This is a genomic window from Sphingobium sp. KKT206, assembly GCF_055640555.1.
This window is the reverse complement of record NZ_CM145764.1, coordinates 1472024-1489809: the sequence shown is the minus strand read 5'-3', so window position 1 is coordinate 1489809 and position 17786 is coordinate 1472024. Positions and strand designations below refer to the sequence as shown.

Annotated in this window: 15 protein-coding genes; 11 read left to right on the top strand and 4 right to left on the bottom strand. The window is 63.7% G+C overall.

Going from position 1 to position 17786, the window contains the following annotated elements:
* The first annotated feature begins 104 nt into the window (after positions 1 to 104).
* Positions 105 to 674, top strand: coding sequence for a response regulator transcription factor (locus tag ACZ2HM_RS06900; RefSeq protein ID WP_237748997.1), 570 nt, complete (start codon positions 105 to 107; stop codon positions 672 to 674).
* Here ACZ2HM_RS06900 and ACZ2HM_RS06895 read toward each other — a convergent pair.
* Positions 660 to 3950, bottom strand: coding sequence for a hybrid sensor histidine kinase/response regulator (locus tag ACZ2HM_RS06895; RefSeq protein ID WP_470426585.1), 3291 nt, complete (start codon positions 3948 to 3950; stop codon positions 660 to 662). The two genes, ACZ2HM_RS06900 and ACZ2HM_RS06895, sit on opposite strands and share 15 nt — an antisense overlap.
* A 152-nt stretch (positions 3951 to 4102) precedes the next feature.
* Here ACZ2HM_RS06895 and ACZ2HM_RS06890 point away from each other — a divergent pair, with 152 nt between their 5' ends.
* Positions 4103 to 6085, top strand: coding sequence for a putative bifunctional diguanylate cyclase/phosphodiesterase (locus tag ACZ2HM_RS06890; RefSeq protein WP_470426584.1), 1983 nt, complete (start codon positions 4103 to 4105; stop codon positions 6083 to 6085).
* Between the two features lie 11 nt (positions 6086 to 6096).
* Here ACZ2HM_RS06890 and ACZ2HM_RS06885 read toward each other — a convergent pair whose 3' ends face one another.
* Positions 6097 to 6969 carry a crotonase/enoyl-CoA hydratase family protein gene (locus ACZ2HM_RS06885; protein WP_443211281.1) on the bottom strand — a complete coding sequence of 291 codons (873 nt, stop codon included), beginning with the start codon at positions 6967 to 6969 and terminating at the stop codon, positions 6097 to 6099.
* A gap of 333 nt (positions 6970 to 7302) precedes the next feature.
* Between ACZ2HM_RS06885 and ACZ2HM_RS06880 the strand changes: the two genes are divergently transcribed.
* Positions 7303 to 7455 (top strand): hypothetical protein, encoded by a 153-nt coding sequence (locus ACZ2HM_RS06880; RefSeq protein ID WP_313923739.1) that lies wholly within the window; start codon positions 7303 to 7305, stop codon positions 7453 to 7455.
* Between the two features lie 31 nt (positions 7456 to 7486).
* Positions 7487 to 8629 carry a tRNA guanosine(34) transglycosylase Tgt gene (tgt, locus tag ACZ2HM_RS06875; RefSeq protein WP_096062040.1) on the top strand — a complete coding sequence of 381 codons (1143 nt, stop codon included), beginning with the start codon at positions 7487 to 7489 and terminating at the stop codon, positions 8627 to 8629.
* Here the strand turns inward: tgt and ACZ2HM_RS06870 are convergent.
* The gene (locus ACZ2HM_RS06870; protein WP_470426583.1) at positions 8619 to 10130 is read right to left on the bottom strand and encodes a sensor histidine kinase; all 1512 of its coding nucleotides are present in this window, start codon (positions 10128 to 10130) and stop codon (positions 8619 to 8621) included. The two genes, tgt and ACZ2HM_RS06870, sit on opposite strands and share 11 nt — an antisense overlap.
* 88 nt (positions 10131 to 10218) lie before the next feature.
* On the bottom strand, positions 10219 to 10587 hold the full coding sequence (locus tag ACZ2HM_RS06865) for a NepR family anti-sigma factor (protein WP_156106041.1): 369 nt from the start codon (positions 10585 to 10587) through the stop codon (positions 10219 to 10221).
* 145 nt (positions 10588 to 10732) lie between these two features.
* Here ACZ2HM_RS06865 and ACZ2HM_RS06860 point away from each other — a divergent pair, with 145 nt between their 5' ends.
* From ACZ2HM_RS06860 to prsR, 7 genes are all read left to right on the top strand, one after another.
* A complete protein-coding gene (locus ACZ2HM_RS06860; RefSeq protein WP_470426810.1) occupies positions 10733 to 11524 on the top strand; it encodes a response regulator in 792 nt (263 codons plus the stop codon).
* A gap of 81 nt (positions 11525 to 11605) precedes the next feature.
* Complete coding sequence (locus ACZ2HM_RS06855; RefSeq protein ID WP_313923742.1) at positions 11606 to 11737, top strand: hypothetical protein; 132 nt, start codon at positions 11606 to 11608, stop codon at positions 11735 to 11737.
* Positions 11738 to 11857: 120 nt separating this feature from the next.
* Positions 11858 to 12493: a sigma-70 family RNA polymerase sigma factor gene (locus ACZ2HM_RS06850; protein ID WP_037472440.1), complete on the top strand. Its 636-nt coding sequence runs from the start codon at positions 11858 to 11860 to the stop codon at positions 12491 to 12493.
* Between the two features lie 59 nt (positions 12494 to 12552).
* On the top strand, positions 12553 to 12798 hold the full coding sequence (locus tag ACZ2HM_RS06845) for a hypothetical protein (RefSeq protein ID WP_470426809.1): 246 nt from the start codon (positions 12553 to 12555) through the stop codon (positions 12796 to 12798).
* Positions 12799 to 12952: 154 nt separating this feature from the next.
* Positions 12953 to 14341, top strand: a complete 1389-nt coding sequence (locus ACZ2HM_RS06840) for a TIGR03013 family XrtA/PEP-CTERM system glycosyltransferase (protein ID WP_037472442.1) — start codon at positions 12953 to 12955, stop codon at positions 14339 to 14341.
* Between the two features lie 12 nt (positions 14342 to 14353).
* The gene (gene prsK / locus ACZ2HM_RS06835; RefSeq protein ID WP_037472444.1) at positions 14354 to 16420 is read left to right on the top strand and encodes an XrtA/PEP-CTERM system histidine kinase PrsK; all 2067 of its coding nucleotides are present in this window, start codon (positions 14354 to 14356) and stop codon (positions 16418 to 16420) included.
* Positions 16420 to 17784, top strand: coding sequence for a PEP-CTERM-box response regulator transcription factor (gene prsR, locus ACZ2HM_RS06830; protein WP_037472445.1), 1365 nt, complete (start codon positions 16420 to 16422; stop codon positions 17782 to 17784). The genes prsK and prsR overlap by 1 nt, the downstream gene beginning before the upstream one ends.
* Positions 17785 to 17786 lie beyond the last annotated feature (2 nt).

The window sequence follows — 17786 nt, the reverse complement described above, 5'->3', positions numbered from 1 at the left end:
CCCAATGCAGGGCAGGATGGCGGCGGAGAGGGAAGGATAAGCCAACGGCAATAGGCACCATCTTGGTGGCGGACGATCATCCGCTCTTCCGTCAGGCTTTGGTCATGGCGGCCTCCAACGTCGCGCCCGATGCGCGGATCGTGGAGGCGGCGACGCTGGACCGCGCCGTGGAAACCGCCACAGCCGCCAGCGACTTGCTCCTCATCCTTCTCGACCTCAAAATGCCAGGGTCGGCGGGCTTTTCGGGCGTGGCCCTGCTCCACGCCGAACGTCCCTCGGTCCCCATCCTCGTCATTTCCAGCGCCGATGCACAGATCGCCGCCGCCGAAGCGCGCCGCTATGGCGCGGTCGGCTTCATCGGCAAGGATCAGGATCTGAGCGTCATCGAAGACGCCATCGCCGCCGCTCTGGCGGGTGAAACCCCCGCCGTCGCGCCCCTGATGCCCGATGAAGTGGACGAGATGGCCGGCAAGGTCGCCTCGCTGACGCCGACCCAATTGCGCGTCCTGCTCGGTGTGCTGGACGGCCAACTCAACAAGCAGATCGCCTGGGAACTGGGCGTCGCCGAATCCACTATCAAGTCGCATATGACCACGGTTCTCGCCAAACTCGGCGTCCAGAACCGCACCCAGGCCGCGCTCGCCGCCCGCGCGCTGGGGTTAGGAAACCGCTGACCCGCCAGCGCCGCGCCGCGCCACCTCTGCAATCCACTGTTCCAGCACCGCCGCCGCCAAAGGCTTGGCGAGCAACGGAATATCCCGCTCGGCGAGGCGCGCCAGCATCGCCTCACTACGCTCGGCCGTGACCAGCGCCGCCGCCAGCCCCGGCGACCGATCGCGCAGCGCGTCAATCAGGTCGATGCCGTCGCGAGCCGTGCCCAGGGCAAAATCCACCAAAGCGCCATCAAATGGCCCGCTGGCCCCCAACGCCTCGCTTTCCGTCGCCGCCACCACGCATCCATGCCCCATGCTTTCCAAAGCCGCCTGCATCGCCGCGCGATTGGCGGAGTCATCGTCCACGACCAGCAGGCGCAGGCCAGTCGTCGGCGCAAGGACTGTCGCCGCCATGGGTGCCACCACCACCGGCGACGCTTCCGCCAGCGGCAGGCTGATTGCGAAGCAACTTCCCTTGCCGGGCCAGGACCGCACCGCCACCGTCCCGCCGATCAAAGCGGCCGATCGCTCCACGATCGCCAGCCCCAGCCCGATGCCGCTCTCGCTCCCCTGACCCAGCCGCTCGAACTCGCGGAAGATCAGCGCCAGCTTGTCGGGCGCAATGCCGATCCCGCTATCCCATATCTCGATGCGCACCGCCGCACCGCGCCGTCGCACCGCGACGAGGATTCGGCCCTGGTCGGTATAGCGGATAGCGTTGGACAGGAAATTCTGGACGATCGACCGCAACAGGCTGCGGTCCGTTTCGACCCAGCCATCCCCCGGACCAACCCGCAGCACCAGGCCCTTTTCCGCCGCCAAGGGCTGAAAACTCTCGGCCAGATCGACCAGCATCGGCCGCACGGCAAAGCGGGTCGGTTGCGGCTTCACCCCGCCCGCGTCCAATTTGGATATATCGAGCAAGGCGCGTAACAGGTCGGTCGCGCCCTCGATCGATCGATCGAGCCGCGACAGCATCGCGCGCTCCGGTTCCCCCAGCCGCCGCCGCAAGGCCGATGAAAACAGCATCGCGGCATGCAGCGGTTGCAGCAGGTCATGGCTTGCCGCCGCGAGGAAGCGGGTCTTGTCCGCCATCGCCGCCGCCAGCTTCACATTGACCTCGCTCAGTTCCGCCGTCCGCGCCGCCACCGCTTGTTCCAGGTCGCGCCGCGCCGTCTCGGTCGCTGCCCGCGCCTGCGCTTCGACCGTGATGTCGGTAAAGGACATGACATAGCCGCCATCGGGCATCGGCCCGCCCACGGTCTTGATCCAGCGGCCATCGGCGCGGTGCCGTTCGAACGCATGCTGGCGACGGCTGCGCATATGCGCCAGCCGCCGGGCGACATGATCCTCCACTTCGCCGGGACCGCAATCGCCGCGCTCGGCGTTGAAGCGAATGAGGTCGGCGACCGGCACGCCGCCCCGGATCAAGCCGGATGGATAGTCGAACAGGTCGAGATAGCGGCTGTTCCACGCCACCAGCCGCAGGTCGCGATCGACCACGCTGACGCCCACGTCGATATTTTCCAGCGTCGCCGCCAGCAGACCTTGCGAGAAATGCAGCGATTGCCCGGATGCATCAAGCACCTGGGCGATCTGGGCAAAGCCCATGCCCTGGCCGGAAATGGCTGACGCCATGATGGCCCGCGCCGACGATGCCCCAACCACACTGCTTATCAGCCGCTCGGCCGCGCGCGCGCTGGCCCGGTCGATCGGCGCGTCACTGTCTTCGGTCGCGCCGAACGCCTCGATCATCGCCTCCGCTCCGACGAAGCGGGTGACGAGATCACCCAGCGCCGCCATCGTCGTGACCGGCGCGATGCCGCGTTGCCGGACCAACCGTACCGTACCGACGCTCCGCGCCGACACCAGCAGGAAGGCCAGCAAATTGCCGCCCAGGCTGATGAGCGTGCCCGCCGTCACCGCGCTGATGCCGCGCCAGGCAGGCGGAGTGATCGTCTCGCTGCCGATCGCGGGCAGGAACAGGATGACGAACCACAGCGCAAAGCCGGTCAGCAGCCCCGCCTTGCCCGCCAGCGGATCATTATGCGGCCGATAGACGGCGCAGATCAGCGCGGGCGCACATTGGGCGATCGCGACGAAGGCGACCAGGCCGACCGAGGCCAATTGCGTGGTGGACGGCAGCGCCAGCGCATAGAGCACCGCCGCGCCGATCAACGCGATGATCGCGCCGCGCCGTATCCACAACAACCGCTCGCCCAAATGGGAATCTTCGGTCGATCGCCGCAGCAGCACGGGCGCGAACAGATCGTTCGAGATCATGCTCGAAATTGCCACAATCTCGGTAACGACCATCGCCAGCGCTGCTGACACGCCACCCAGAAAGACGAGCAAGGCCAGGCCGCGATAACCGAAATCCTGCGGCAGGCTCAGCACGAACAGGTCAGGCGTCGCCCCTTGGCCAAGCAGCGCTACGCCCGCCGCGGCAATCGGCAGGACCGCCAGCACCGTCACCAGCAGATAGGCGACGAAGCCCCACCGCGCCGTTAATATATCGTCGGGCGTGCGCGACTCCGTGACGCTGATGAAGAAATGCCGCGGCAGGCAGATGATCGTTAGCACCGACAACAAGGTGGTCACGGCGAAGTTCACGTCTAGCCGGGCGGGCGCAAATCCGCTGCGGAAGGTCGCCATGCCATCGGCGATCCGATCGACAGGGGCGGTCCACAGCAGCCAGACCGCCAGCCCCGCAACCAACAGCAACGCCACCAGCTTGAACAGCGATTCGAACGCGACGGCGAACAATATCGCCTCATTCTGCCCCGCCACCTGATAGCGCCGGGCACCAAAGGCGATGGCGAACAGCGCCAGGGCCGCCGCCGCCACGGCCAGCGGCGCGGTCGGCTGCGTAATGCCGGAAACCAGCGCGAAACTCAGCGACACCGACCGCAATTGCAGCGCGATATAGGGAATGGTGCCGAACAGCAGGATCAGCGTCACCAGCGCCGCCACCGTGCGGCTCTTGCCAAAGCGCGATCCGATGAAGTCGGAAATGGACGTAGCGCCATCCTCCTGCACCTCGGCGTTCAGTCGGCGCAGGAACGGCCCGCCCGCGATCATCAGCAGGATCGGCCCCAGATAGATGGGCAGATAGCTCCAGCCCCCGGTCGCCGCCGTCCCGACCGCGCCAAAATAGGTCCAACTGGTGCAATAGACCCCCAGCGCCAGCGTATAGGCATGGATGCGCCAGCGCGATTGGCGCAGCCGATGGCGATGGACATGCGCGAACGCCGTCCCCCCGAACAGCAGGGCGACATAGGCGAGGGCAATGAGCAACTGGGCAGATATGGCGATGCTCCCCGGTCCACGACAATCAGGGCACCGGCATAGGCGTCTGCGCGCAAACGCGCCAGTTGGCTGCGATCTTGCGGTTAACGAAAAAATAAAGGGAAACTGCGAAGAGGGGGCAGGAACCGGAGACCGGCCATTTGCGCGCTTTGAGGACATTGCTGGAAAAGCGCAGGGCGCTCTCGTCGGAACAGGATGCCGATGTGCGGCGGAGCCTGGTCGAAACGCTCTATGCGTCGCCCGCATCGCTGACCATCGGCGCGGCGACCGGCACGGCCGTCGGCCTCGTCATCAGCAGCATATCGGATGGCTTGGCCATCCATGCCGTCGTCGCCACCCTATGCATCGTCGCGGCGCTGCGTGTTTTTTCCGCCATCTTCTTTCATAGCCAGTTGGTGCGCGGCACCGCCGTCGCATCGCGCAACTGGGAACTCGCCTATGAATTGGGCGCCTGGGCCTATTCCGGGCTGCTTGGCCTCATGGGATTCGTCACCTTGATCGGATCGGCCAATCCGATCACCCATATGCTAAGCGTGTCGATGGCGACCGGCTATGCCGGCGGCATTTCGGGTCGCAACGCCGGGCGGGTGCAGATCGCCATCGGTCAGGTCTGCCTCGCATTGCTGCCAACCGCGCTCGGCCTATGGCTGGAGGGATCGACCGGCTACCGCGTTCTGTCCATCGCGATGGTCGCGATGATATTGGGCCTCGCCGAAATCAGTTCGACCACGCACCGAATCGTCGTCCAGGCGCTGATCGGCAAGCGCGACAAGTCGCTACTGGCCGAGAAATTCGAGCGGCTCGCACGCTACGACAATCTGACTGGCCTCGAAAACCGCATGGCGATGCAGATGCGCCTGCGCGAAATCTTCGAAACCACAGAAAAGCACGCCGATGCCGTCGCCATCCTGTGGATGGATGTCGACCGGTTCAAGGAGATCAACGATTCGCTCGGCCATATGGTCGGCGACCGGCTGCTGCGCGCCGTGGCGGAACGTTTGGCCGACGTGGTGCAGGGGCGGGGGCGGATCGCCCGTTTCGGCGGCGACGAATTCGTCATCATCTGTCCCGATACCGATCGCGTCACCGCAGCGGCGATCGCGCAGGAAATCATCGCCTATTTTGCCCATGGCTTCGATCTGTCCGACCATCATCTCCAGGTCACGGCTTCGATCGGCTATGCCGTCGCGCCACAGGATGGCCGCGACATGGACGAACTGATGCAACATGCCGACCTCGCGCTCTACGAAGCCAAAGGAGCGGGGCGCAACCGGGCATCCAGCTTCAACTGGTCGCTCAAGGAGCGGTTCAACCGCATCCACGAGATCGAGACCGGCCTGCGCCGCGCGCTGGATGGCGACGAACTGAAACTGATGTTCCAGCCGATCGTGGCGCTGGATGGCGGCGATATCGACGCTTGCGAAGCGCTGATCCGCTGGAACCATCCCGTGCTGGGGGCCATCCCCCCGTCCGAATTCATCCCGATCGCCGAAAGCATGGGCCTGATCGAAGCCTTGACCGGCTGGGTGCTGCGTCAGGCCTGCATCGCCGCGGCGGCCTGGCCCGGCGACGTGCGCGTGGCCATCAACATCTCGCCGGCCTCGCTCAAATCGCACGACTTGCCCGGCAATGTCATCGCCGCGCTGCTGGAAACCGGCTTGCCCGCCCGTCGGCTCGAACTGGAAGTCACCGAATCCATCTTCCTCGATGATAGCGGCCAGACCAGCACGATCCTGCGCGAATTGCAGCGGATCGGCCTGCGCCTGGCGCTTGATGATTTCGGCACCGGCTATTCCTCGCTCTCTTATCTGCGCTCCTACCGGTTCGACACGCTCAAGATCGACCAGAGCTTCATGGCGGGGACCAGTGCCAACGCCGAAGATCGCGCGATCGTCCGCGCGATCGGCAATCTCGCGCGCGACCTGTCGATGGACACGGTCGCCGAAGGGATCGAGACGCAGGACCAACTCGCCCACGCGCGCGAGGCTGGCTTCACCAATGTTCAGGGCTATTTGTTCAGCCGTCCGGTCACCCATGAACGGATCATCGAACTGATCGAGGCGGGGCCGCTCCATGGCGAGGAACGACCCGACCCGGCCATCCGCCGTCGCCGCCTCGCCTGAACCGCCGTCGCTCAGCGCAGGCGGGTCTGTGCCGCCGCCAATCGCCGCATCATCCGCAGGTCACGGTCCGACAGGGCCAGCGCCGTATCGGTCCAGGTCGTCACGATATCGGTCAGTTCGTCCAGCGTCATCGGATTGACCCGCCGCCCGGCGCGGTTGATGCCGACATAACCGGCATGATGCGCCCGGTGATCCTTGATCCAGGCGACGGTCGCAGCTTCGCCTTCGCCTTCTTCGACGACCTGGGTCACGATGCCCATGTCGAACATTTCCTCGGCGCTATAGACGCGCCCATCGGTAATCATCTGGCGCGCCAGCACCGGGCCGACCCGGCGCGACAGGATGGAATAGGCGCCCATGCCGGGGAACAGGCCGAACAACACTTCGGGCAGGCCAAAGCGGGCCTGCCGCTCGGCGATGATGACGTCGAAGCACATCAGCGCTTCGAGGCCACCGCCCAGCGCATCCCCCTGCGCCAGCCCGATGTTAATGATGTTCATGTCGTTGCAGTGCCAGATGCGATCGACGATCTCACAACAGGCGATGCCATAGCGCAGCAGCGTGTCGCGGTCGCGGCGCTGGATGCATTCGGCGAACATCTCCAGATCGCCGCCCAGATTGAACACACCGGGAAAGCGCGACCCCAACACCATGAATTTCAGCATCCCGCCCTTGTCTTCGAACAGGCGGCGGCTCTCGCGTTGCCAGGACATCGTATCGCGAATCAGGGACAGGTTGGAATTGGGCCGTTCGAGCGGTGTCATGAACGCCCACAAAGTCCCCAGTTCCGCGTCCCACCGCACGTCGATCTGCCCCAGGTCGAACAGGGTGGAGCGCGCAATATCCTCCACAAGCGCCCGTTCCGCAGCGTCTTCGGTAACCATATTCCTCTCGGCGGCCATCGGTTTCGCCCCTGTTTCGCTCGCGGAATTAAATTGTCCTGAATCAATCATGTGCGCCCCCGATTTTTCGTTGGGTCTCAACAAAACAGGCCGGTGAGCCGGATGCAATCGGCGGGACGTCCGACCGAGCCTGTTAACCATCTTTATACGCAACTGTTGCACCCCGGTCGCCCAAAAATAAGGCTATGCACGCGGATAGTTGCGATATTGCAACAAAGTGCCCTGTCGGACGATCGTAAAGATGGGTCACAAGCATCTTGTTAATCTTTGCCGATTATCTCGGCTGTCATGTGTCGAGAGCGATCCGATCCCCAAATGGCCACCCTGGCTTTGCACGACCACACTGGCGCGCATTGGCCCTTGCGCCTTTCGACCGACTGCCTGCGCTTCATCGGTCCCTATCGCCGGGTCGAAGGCTTCAATATCGACGCCCTGGCGCTGTTCGACGGCGTCCGCAAGGCGGGTTGAACGCCTGCACGTTCGCTCCTAGAGCGCGCAGATGACCCAGCCCCGCTTTTCCTTTTCCATCGCCGCCACCGACGGCAAGGCCCGTACCGGCGCAATCAGTATGCGCCGGGGCGAGATCCGCACGCCCGCCTTCATGCCGGTCGGCACCGCCGCCACGGTGAAGGCGATGCGCCCGGCCGAAGTGCGCGCTGCGGGTGCCGACATCATCCTGGGCAATACCTATCACCTGATGCTGCGCCCCGGTGCCGAACGCATGGCGCGGCTTGGCGGGCTGCATGGGTTCATGGGCTGGGACCGGCCGATCCTGACCGATAGCGGCGGCTATCAGGTGATGAGCCTGTCGGCGCTGACCAAGATGAGCGAGCAGGGCGTCGCTTTCTCCAGCCATATCGACGGGTCCAAGCATATGCTGACGCCGGAGCGATCGATGGAGATCCAGCGCCTGCTCGACAGCGATATCGTCATGGCCTTTGACGAATGTACCAAAAATGGTTGCACCCATGAGGAGGCGACCAAGTCCATGGAGCGCTCGATGCGCTGGGCCAAACGCTCGCGCGACGGTTTCGACGCAGGTGGCGACCATGCCGACCGCGCGGCGCTGTTCGGCATTCAGCAGGGATCGCTCGACGAAGGGCTGCGGCGGGAGTCGGCGCAGCAGCTGATCGACATCGGCTTCGATGGCTATGCCGTGGGGGGGCTTGCCGTGGGGGAGGGGCAGCAGGCGATGTTCGCCACGCTCGACTTCGCACCCGACATGCTGCCCGCCGACAAGCCCCGATACCTGATGGGCGTGGGCAAGCCCGACGATATTGTCGGCGCGGTGGAGCGCGGCATCGACATGTTCGATTGCGTGCTACCGACCCGGTCTGGCCGCAATGGCCAGGCCTTCACCTGGGCGGGACCGCTCAACATCCGCAATGCCCGTTTTGCCGAAGATCAGGGGCCGCTCGATCCGCGCTGCGCCTGCCCCGTCTGCACCACTTGGAGCCGCGCCTATCTCCATCATCTCGTCAAGGCGGGCGAAATGCTGGGCGCGATGCTGATGACCCAGCATAACATCCATTTCTATCAGGCGTTGATGCAGGGGATGCGCGATGCGATCGCGGCCGGGCAGTTTACGGCCTTCACCGCCGCCTTCCGCCGCGACTATCAGCGGGTGACTTCTAAGGAATGATCGTGATCGCGATGGCGTAGCTACCCGCCTCGCCATCATGGTCCAGCGCCGCACGCAACTGGCGCGACAGGCCGGTTAGCACCCGGCCATAGCGTTCGGACAGGTGAACCGTCATGTCTTCCGACGCACGCAGGCCCGACGACACGACACTCAGCAGCGCTCGATTGGCCTGCTCCGGCAGCACATGCGCGGAAATCCGCATCGTCCCCTGCGGGTCAAGCATCATCGCCAGTTCGACCAGTTCCGTCAGCAGGAACGCGATCGGCACGGCGACATCCTGGCTGATATGCAGATTATCGCTGTCGATCTGAATGGCGAACCGCCGCGCCGTCGCCGGTGCCGTGCCGCGCAGGCTGGCCGACAATTCGCTGATCAGCGGACGAATGCCGACCCCGCGATTTTCCTCCAGCTCGGCAAAATGATTGCGATGCACCACCGACAGGGCATCGACCCGCCGCTGGATCGAGGCATAGGCTTCGACCGCTTCGGGTTCATGCGCCGACCGGGCGTGAAGGTTGATGAGGCTGGCGATGATCTGAAGGTTATTCTTGACCCGATGATGGACTTCGCGCGTCAGCTTGCGCTGCGTTTCCAGACCCTCGGCCATCTCGGCCTCATGGGTCGCCACATCCTCGCTGATTTCGCGGAATGTTTCGCCCAGCGCGACGATCTCCTGCGCCGGCGTCCGCATCCGCTGCAACGGCTCCAGCACTTCGCCGGGCTGATAGGCAGCCACCGCGCGCCGCAAGATGACGAGCGGCCGGATCAGCACGCGATTGACCACGAACCAGCCGATCGCCGCCGCCGCGAACCACATGACCAAGGGCAGGAACAAGGACAACATGCGGGCGATCGTCGCGGGCGGCTCCCGCACCGTCATCGTCAATTCCACGTCATAGGGGTCCAGCCGCGCCGAAAGGCTGCTTCTTTTGCCGCCCGGCGGATCCTTGCGGACATGGCTGATCGCCAGTCGGCGATCGCCCTGCCGCAACGTCAATTTGCGGTTCTGCAGCGCCGTCGCCGGATCGGCGACGCTTTCAAGATGGGTGCGCGAATAATAAATCAACGCGGTGATGCGCTTATTCGCGCTGGGCACGCGGCTGACCAGATAGGGGGCATCGGCCAGCAACTCGGTCGCGGGACCATCGAAACGCGCCGTCGGCGTCATCGACGCGGGCTCGCGTTCGCTGGAGTTGCACAGGCGACGGCCTGCGCTGTCGTAGATATAAAATTGGCCGCCCTCGGCGTCATTGGCGGCCAGAAACAGCGAAAGCCGGTTGCAGATGGCGCGGTCGGCGCTGTTGGACGCGAGACTATCGACCGTGAGCTGCAGCGCGGTGCGATCGGACTGGAGGTCGGCGGTCAGCTTGCGTGCACTCTGCGTCACCGCGATCCGAAGCAACGCTTCTTTTTCCAGATCAGCGGTGCGGATCGCTTGTAGCGAGGCGATCAGGGCGATCAGCCCCAATGGCAATAGGGCCAGCGTCAGGATGAGGAACATCTTGACGCCGGTTGACCGGAAAAGTCGAAAAATGGGTTCCGTCAGCGATCGGGCTGCCGGAGGAAGGCTGCCCCGGATCATCTGCTACTCAGTCCAGTTTGCTTAACAGGTCCAGCATCTCGGCAGGAATATCCTCATCGACGGCGCGCTGATATACATTGCGCAAGACTTGCGACACATGGCCATCATCCATAGGGGGCGCGGCTCGGCCCTTGCGAGGGGAAGCGGCTATCTTTGCGCTTTCCTTCCCATCCGCTGCAGTCGAACTATGTTCCGTGGTAGAAGAAACCAAAATCTGCCCCTCTGAAGCAATCTCTGTCACGCCAGCCAGTCCGTATTTGCGGGAATCTTGCGGCGCGTCAATTCGTCGTTCCGCATTAAAGCCACGATAATCGCACCCTTGCCGAAAAAACCATGTGACTGCGAAACAAATTCCCCCTTCGTTGGTTCCGGCCAAGCGAGCGTTTTTTTAGCGCTGCCGGTTTCGGGGGGCATCGAAGGGTGGGGGGTTGCCATATGGGCATCGACATTCCATCCTTTCGCATATCCTTCCCCGCGTCGGATACAACAGGCCCGCACATGGGCAGGGAGACGAATTGACGATGTCGCTTGGACAGCAACTACACCCCCATATTCCGTTTCTGCGTCGCTATGCGCGCGCATTGACCGGCAGCCAGACGCATGGCGACGCCTATGTTCGCGCCGCGCTCGAAGCGATCGTTGCCGCGCCGGAGGAGTTTCCGTCTGACGTCGATCCGCGTCTTGGTCTCTACCGCACCTTTCATGCCATCTGGTCGTCGTCCCATCTGGAAGACGTGCCGCTGACCGTCGATGGCGATCGGGAAGCCATTGCCCAGGCGCGCCTCGCCCGTCTGACGCCCCTGCCGCGCCAGGCGCTGCTGCTAACCGCGCTGGAAGGCTTCACCGTCGATGATGTCGCCTATCTGATCGATATGGACAGTAATGATGTCGAAGGCTTGGTCGAAGAAGCATTGAGCGAGATCGAGGCGCAGACTCGCGCCAAGGTGCTGATCATCGAAGACGAGCCGATCATCGCGATGGACATCGAAACCATCGTTCGCGATCTGGGGCATGACGTCACCGCCATCGCCGTGACCGCCGAAGACGCAGTGCGCGAAGCGCTTGCCGATCGTCCGGGGCTGGTGCTTGCTGACATTCAATTGGCCGACGACAGCAGCGGTATCGATGCGGTCAAGGACATCCTCGCCGAGTTCGCGGTGCCCGTGATCTTCATCACCGCCTTCCCCGAACGATTGCTGACGGGGGAACGGCCAGAGCCGACCTTCCTCATCACCAAGCCGTTCCAGCGCTCGACCGTGAAGGCCGCCATTTCGCAGGCGTTGTTCTTCGATCAAGCGACCGCGCCGGTCTGATCGTTACGCTTATATCCATGTCGTTTGGAACTCCCCGCCGGTCGTTGCGTTAGTCATGCGTGACGATCGGGGAGAGAATTTATGACAGACAAAGAAGAGCATATCACGACGAACGAAGCGCGGGGCGGTTCGAAGGAACATGTCGTGCGTTATGTTCTCGGCATTTCGCTGGGGCTAGTGGTCATCGGTATGCTGGTGGTGCTTTGGCTCTGACCAATGCTTCTCAGGCCTTATGGCCTTTGGCAAAATTCTGATTAGGGTATAGGCGCATTTATGGCTTTGACGACGTCGGTTCCTGCGGCGAGGGCGACAGCCAATATGGGGGTTGTTTCCATGGATGAGGACGTAGAGCCGATCGAGGAGCGCGCTGCGCTTTCGGATTCGGATTTCAAGCGTGAACTGGCCGCGGTCATCCCGCATCTCCGTGCTTTTGGCCGTTCCTTGTCGGGTAACCGTGATGTCGCGGATGATCTGGTGCAGGAAACCCTGCTCAAGGCATGGGCGGCACGCGCCCGGTTTCAGGCCGGCACGAACATGCGCGCCTGGACCTTCATCATCCTGCGCAACCATTATCTCTCGCAGATGCGCCGCTCGCGCTTTCGCGGCGAATGGGACGACCTGACGGCCGACCGCATCCTTGCGGCACCCGCCAGCCAGGACAAGCATGTCGAACTCAGCGACATGCAACGCGCCCTGCTGCAATTGCCTCAACCGCAGCGCGAAGCGCTGATCCTGGTCGGCGCAGGTGGCTTCGCTTATGAAGAAGCGGCCGAGATTTGCGGTGTCGCCGTCGGCACGATCAAGAGCCGCGTCGCTCGCGGGCGCGCTGCGCTGGAACTACTCATGGAAAGCGGCGATCTACCCTCGCGACGCAGCCAGGAAACGACCGATACCGCCGTGCTCGATGAGATCATGGAGGATGTCGATCGTCTCAGCCGGGGGCGGGGTGGTCAGTCCGTAGAGGACTGATCTGGAACGATAGCATGGTGCCACCCGTTGTCCTTGTTCCAAAGGAGATGAGTGTGCCTATCGACCCCAACCCGCCTGTAAAGCCCTTCGTGGAGGACGCGGACAAGCGTCCACGCACGGGCGGGGTCATATTCGCACTGGTGGCGATTGCCCTCATGTTGGCCATTGGTTTCTTCTACCTCACCGAACATCGCCGCAACGACAGGCGGGCCGACGCCGTCACTGGCGCGGCCCAGTCCGTCGATGACGCCGCGCGCGTGATGGAGGAGGCGGCCCGCAACGCCGCCGACCGGCTCCGCAAATAATCTGATCCATTCCCCGATATTGCGCGGGATTCAGGAAATCTTTGCCATTTTCCGGCAGGGTGCCGCCACTGTCGGATTTCCTTACAGCTGGTTGTAAGGCTTTTCCCGACCTTGTCAGTATCGCTTGTGGCGACTGGGGAAATGGGCGCGACGCATGATCAGGCTGTTCAAACATTATGTGCCGCACGCTGTGCTGCTGCTTGGGCTGTTCGATTTCGTCCTGCTGCTCTGTGCGGCGGAGGGCGGCTGGATATTGCGCGCGCGGCAAATCGGCATGGATATCGACCATGTCATGACCCGAATGGGCCCGCTGCTCAGCTTCGCCTTTGCCGTCCAGACCGCGATGATCGCCGTCGGCGTCTATGGCACCGAGGCGCTCCAATCGATCCGCTTCGCCTTTGCGCGCTTGCTGGTTGCTGTTTCGCTGGGCGTGATCTTCCTTTCCGTCCTCTATTTCCTTATGCCGGGCATGACCTTGTGGCGCTCCAATTCGCTCTACGCCATGGGCCTCGCCATGGCGCTGCTGATCGTCGTTCGCCTGCTACTCGGCTCGATGCTGGGCGGCGAAGCGTTCAAGCGGCGGCTGGTCGTGCTGGGCGCGGGCAACCGGGCCGATCGCATCCGCGAACTGGAAAAGAAACGGGGGGCGGGCTTTCTCGTCGTCGGCTATATCGCCATGAATGACGGGCCGCAGGTGGTGCAGGAAGCGATCAACCGCAGCGCTATCTTCAACATGTCCGATTTCGTCGTTCGCCTGAACGCCAGCGAAGTGGTGCTGGCGCTGGAGGAACGGCGCAACGCCATCCCCATGTCCGACCTGCTGCGCATCAAGACCACCGGCGTCCATGTCAACGATCTCTCGACCTTTCTGGAACGCGAGACCGGCAGGGTCGATCTCGATAGCGTCAACCCAAGCTGGCTGATCTTCTCCGATGGCTTCTCGGCCGGCCGCCGGCTCTCCAGCATCGCCAAGCGCCTGTTCGACATCATCGCCAGTTCGCTGCTGCTATTGCTGACCGGCCCCATCATCCTGCTCGCCGCATTGCTGGTGAAGCTCGACAGCAAGGGGCCGGCCTTTTACCGCCAGGAAAGGGTTGGTCTGTTCGGCCAGGAATTCTGGATCGTCAAACTGCGCACCATGCGCCAGGACGCGGAAGTCGCGGGCAAGGCGGTCTGGGCGGAAAAGGATGATCCGCGCATCACCCGCCTCGGCTATTGGCTGCGCAAGCTGCGCATCGACGAACTGCCCCAGACCTGGACGGTCTTGAAAGGCGAGATGAGCTTCGTTGGCCCCCGTCCCGAACGCCGCCAGTTCGTCGAGGATCTGGAACAGCATCTACGCTATTATGCCGAACGGCACATGGTAAAGCCCGGCATCACCGGCTGGGCGCAGATCAACTATCCCTATGGCGCGTCGATCGAGGATAGCCGCAATAAGCTCGAATATGATCTCTATTACGCCAAGAATTACACGCCCTTCCTCGACTTGTTGATCCTGATCCAGACGGTGCGGGTCATCCTCTGGCCCGACGGCGCGCGCTAAGGGCGGCGGGCGATGGGCCTATTGCTCCAATTTGTCGGTAACTGGGGCCATGCCCTGGCGGCGGTGCTGTTCGCAGCGCTAGGCATCTTCCTGTTTCGTCGCCGCAACGATGCGGCGGAAATGCGGATGCTATCGGTGGCGATGCTGCTCACCTCCTGCTGGGCACTCTATGTGTCGTTCGGTGGCGTTGCCAAACCTTTGTCCGGCCTTGGCGAAAATATGCGTAACGCCGCATGGCTGATGACGATGTTCGTCATGCTGCGGCGCGGCCCGGTCGGTCGGGGCGGGAAGGCCGGGGGGATCGTTGCCGTCTATGTCGCCGTTGCGGGGCTGATCCTGCTCCAGACCTTTACGGATCTCGCATGGTACGAACTTGCCCTCGACCCGGATCTGCATGGCGCGCTCGTCACCGTGTCGCTCATCCTGCGCATGATGACCGCGATCGGCAGCCTGTTGCTGCTCCATCATCTCTATGCCGCATGGCCATCGCGCGAGCGGGGCGGCGTGACCCTCTTGTTCGGCGCGCTGGCGGCGATGTGGGCCTACGACCTGATGCTCTATGCGATCGGCTATCTCGTGCCCGGCCGCGCCAGCGAGCTTTTCGCGTTGCGTGGCCTTCTGATGGCCCTGCTGGCACCGGTGATCGCCATCGGCCTGCGCAAGGGGATGGCGGAACGGCTCACGCTCTCGCGCACGCTGACCTTCCAGTCGCTCTCGATTTTCGCCGTCGCGCTCTATGTCATCCTCCTGACCGCCACCGCCGTCCTGATCGAACTGATCGCTGGCCCTTATGCGCGGGTGGTGGAGATCGCCGCAGTCTTCTTCGCCGCCGTCACCGCGTTGGTGCTGCTGCCATCACCACGCCTGCGCGCGCTGTGGAAAGTGCAGGTCGCCAAGCATTTCTTTCAGCATCGTTACGACTATCGCACCGAATGGATGCGCTTTGGCGAAACGATCGGCCGCCCCGGCGAAAACCCCGCCCCGTTGGGCGAGCGCGTGGCCAAGGCGATTGCCGACATCACCGATTCGCCCGCCGCGCTGTTGCTGTTGCGTGACGATCAGGGCGGGTTGATGCTCGAAACCGACTGGAATTGGGGCGATGACCTGCCCGAAGGCGCATCCCTGTCGCCCGCTATCGTCGCCCGGCTGGAGCAAAGCGGCTGGATCATCGACCTCGGCAAACGCCGCGCCACCGATGCCGCCTTGCCGCTGCCTGACTGGATGACGCAGGATGCCCGCCTCTGGGCGCTGGTGCCGCTCATCCATTTCAACCGTCTGACCGGTGCGATCCTGCTTGCCCGTCCGCCGATCGACCGGCGGCTCGACTGGGAGGATTTCGACATGTTGCGCGCCGCCGGGCGGCAGGTCGCAACCTATATCAGCGAGGCGCAGGGCCAGCAGGCGCTCGACGACGCCGCCCGCTTCGACGAATTTAACCGCCGTTTCGCTTTCATCATCCACGACATCAAGAATCTCGTGAGCCAGCTTTCCTTGTTGGCCCGCAATGCCGAACGTCATGCCGACAACCCCGAATTTCGCGCCGACATGATCCTGACACTGCAGGAATCGGTCGGCAAGATGAACGACCTGCTCGCCCGCCTGTCGCAGCATAATAAGGGCCGCGCCGAAGATCCGCGCCCGTTCGCGTTGCGCGGCCTGCTCGACCATGCGGCCGCCACGCGCGCGCGTCAGCATCTGATACGGGTCAGCGGGGAAGCGCCCGACGCGCTGGCCGACCCGGCACGGGTCGAATTGATCGTTACCCATTTGATGCAAAATGCCATCGACGCCAGCGCCCCCGACGCGCCGGTCGAACTGCGCCTGTCCGCCGATGCCAGCGAAATACTGGTCGAGATCATCGACCAGGGACGCGGCATGAGCGCTGAATATATCCGCCGCGAACTCTTCAAACCCTTCTCGTCCAGCAAGGCGGGCGGTTTCGGGATCGGCGCGTTCGAAGCCCGCGCCCTGGCGCAGGCGATGGGCGGCCGGATCGACGTCGACAGCCGCCCTGGCGTCGGCAGTCGCTTCACCTTGCGCCTGCCACGGGCACCCCACACACAGGAAAAGGCCGCCTGATGAGCGACACCCGCCCCAAATTGCTGATCGTAGAGGATGATCCGGGCCTTCAGCGGCAATTGCGCTGGTCCTATGAGGATTATCAACTCTTCATCGCGGGCGACCGGGAAGAGGCGATCGAACTGCTCCGCGCCCATGCGCCCGATGTCGTGACGCTCGATCTTGGCCTGCCACCAGACCCGGACGGCACCAGCGAAGGTTTCGCCACGCTCGCCGACATCTTGCGGATCAAGCCGGATACGAAGGTCATCGTCGCATCCGGCCATGGTGCCCGCGAGAGCGCGCTCGACGCCATTTCGGGCGGGGCCTACGACTTCTATCAAAAACCCGTCGACATCGATGAACTCGGCCTCATCGTCCGCCGCGCTTTCCACGTCCACGCGCTGGAACAGGAAAATGCGCGCCTCGCCGAAACCGCGCCTGCCGATAGCCGGGTGCTGGGCCGGGTGCTGACCGGCGCGCCCGAAATGATGAAGGTCGCCCGCATGATCGAGCGCGTGGCCAGCGCGCAAGTGTCGGTGCTGTTGCTGGGCGCAAGCGGCACCGGCAAGGAATTGCTCGCCCAGGGTCTGCACGATGCCAGCCCGCGCCGCCATGGCGCGTTCGTGGCGATCAACTGCGCCGCCATCCCCGAAACGCTGCTCGAATCCGAACTGTTCGGCCATGAAAAGGGCGCGTTTACCGGCGCCATCAAGACGACGCTAGGCAAGATCGAGCAGGCACAGGGCGGCACGCTGTTCCTGGACGAAGTCGGCGACATCCCGCTCGCGCTCCAGGTCAAGCTGCTTCGCTTCCTGCAGGAGCGGGTGATCGAACGGATCGGCGGGCGCACGCCCATCGCCGTCGATACCCGCATCGTCTGCGCCACCCATCAGGATCTCGACGCCATGATCGGCGCGGGCAGTTTCCGCGAGGATCTCTATTATCGCCTCGCCGAAATCGTCATCCGCATCCCGGCGCTCAAGGATCGGGCGGGCGATCCGGCGCTGCTCGCCCGCCATTTCCTCACCCGCTTCGCTGCCGAGATGAATCCGGCGGTCAAGGGCCTCGCCCCCGATGCGCTCGCCGCGCTCGATGCCTGGCCATGGCCCGGCAATGTGCGCGAACTGGAAAACCGCATGAAGCGCGCCGTCATCATGGCCGATGGCAAGCTGGTGACCGCCGCCGATCTCGACCTGGACGAGGAGCGGGCCGAAGGCGGGGAATTGGTGAACCTCAAAGCAGCGCGCGAAATGGCTGATCGCCGCGCGATCCGCCGCGCGATCGCTCGCACCGATGGCAATATCTCCGGCGCGGCCAAGATTTTGGGCATTAGTCGCCCGACTTTGTACGATCTTCTCAAACAATATCAGATGCAGGGATAATC

Coding starts and splice junctions, on each gene's coding strand:
- ACZ2HM_RS06900 (WP_237748997.1), top strand. CDS start 105: ATGGCGGCCTCCAACGTCGCGCCCGATGCGCGGATCGTGGAGGCGGCG.
- ACZ2HM_RS06885 (WP_443211281.1), bottom strand. CDS start 6,969: ATGGTTACCGAAGACGCTGCGGAACGGGCGCTTGTGGAGGATATTGCG.
- ACZ2HM_RS06880 (WP_313923739.1), top strand. CDS start 7,303: ATGGCCACCCTGGCTTTGCACGACCACACTGGCGCGCATTGGCCCTTG.
- tgt (WP_096062040.1), top strand. CDS start 7,487: ATGACCCAGCCCCGCTTTTCCTTTTCCATCGCCGCCACCGACGGCAAG.
- ACZ2HM_RS06870 (WP_470426583.1), bottom strand. CDS start 10,130: ATGTTCCTCATCCTGACGCTGGCCCTATTGCCATTGGGGCTGATCGCC.
- ACZ2HM_RS06860 (WP_470426810.1), top strand. CDS start 10,733: ATGTCGCTTGGACAGCAACTACACCCCCATATTCCGTTTCTGCGTCGC.
- ACZ2HM_RS06855 (WP_313923742.1), top strand. CDS start 11,606: ATGACAGACAAAGAAGAGCATATCACGACGAACGAAGCGCGGGGCGGT.
- ACZ2HM_RS06850 (WP_037472440.1), top strand. CDS start 11,858: ATGGATGAGGACGTAGAGCCGATCGAGGAGCGCGCTGCGCTTTCGGAT.
- ACZ2HM_RS06840 (WP_037472442.1), top strand. CDS start 12,953: ATGATCAGGCTGTTCAAACATTATGTGCCGCACGCTGTGCTGCTGCTT.
- prsK (WP_037472444.1), top strand. CDS start 14,354: ATGGGCCTATTGCTCCAATTTGTCGGTAACTGGGGCCATGCCCTGGCG.
- prsR (WP_037472445.1), top strand. CDS start 16,420: ATGAGCGACACCCGCCCCAAATTGCTGATCGTAGAGGATGATCCGGGC.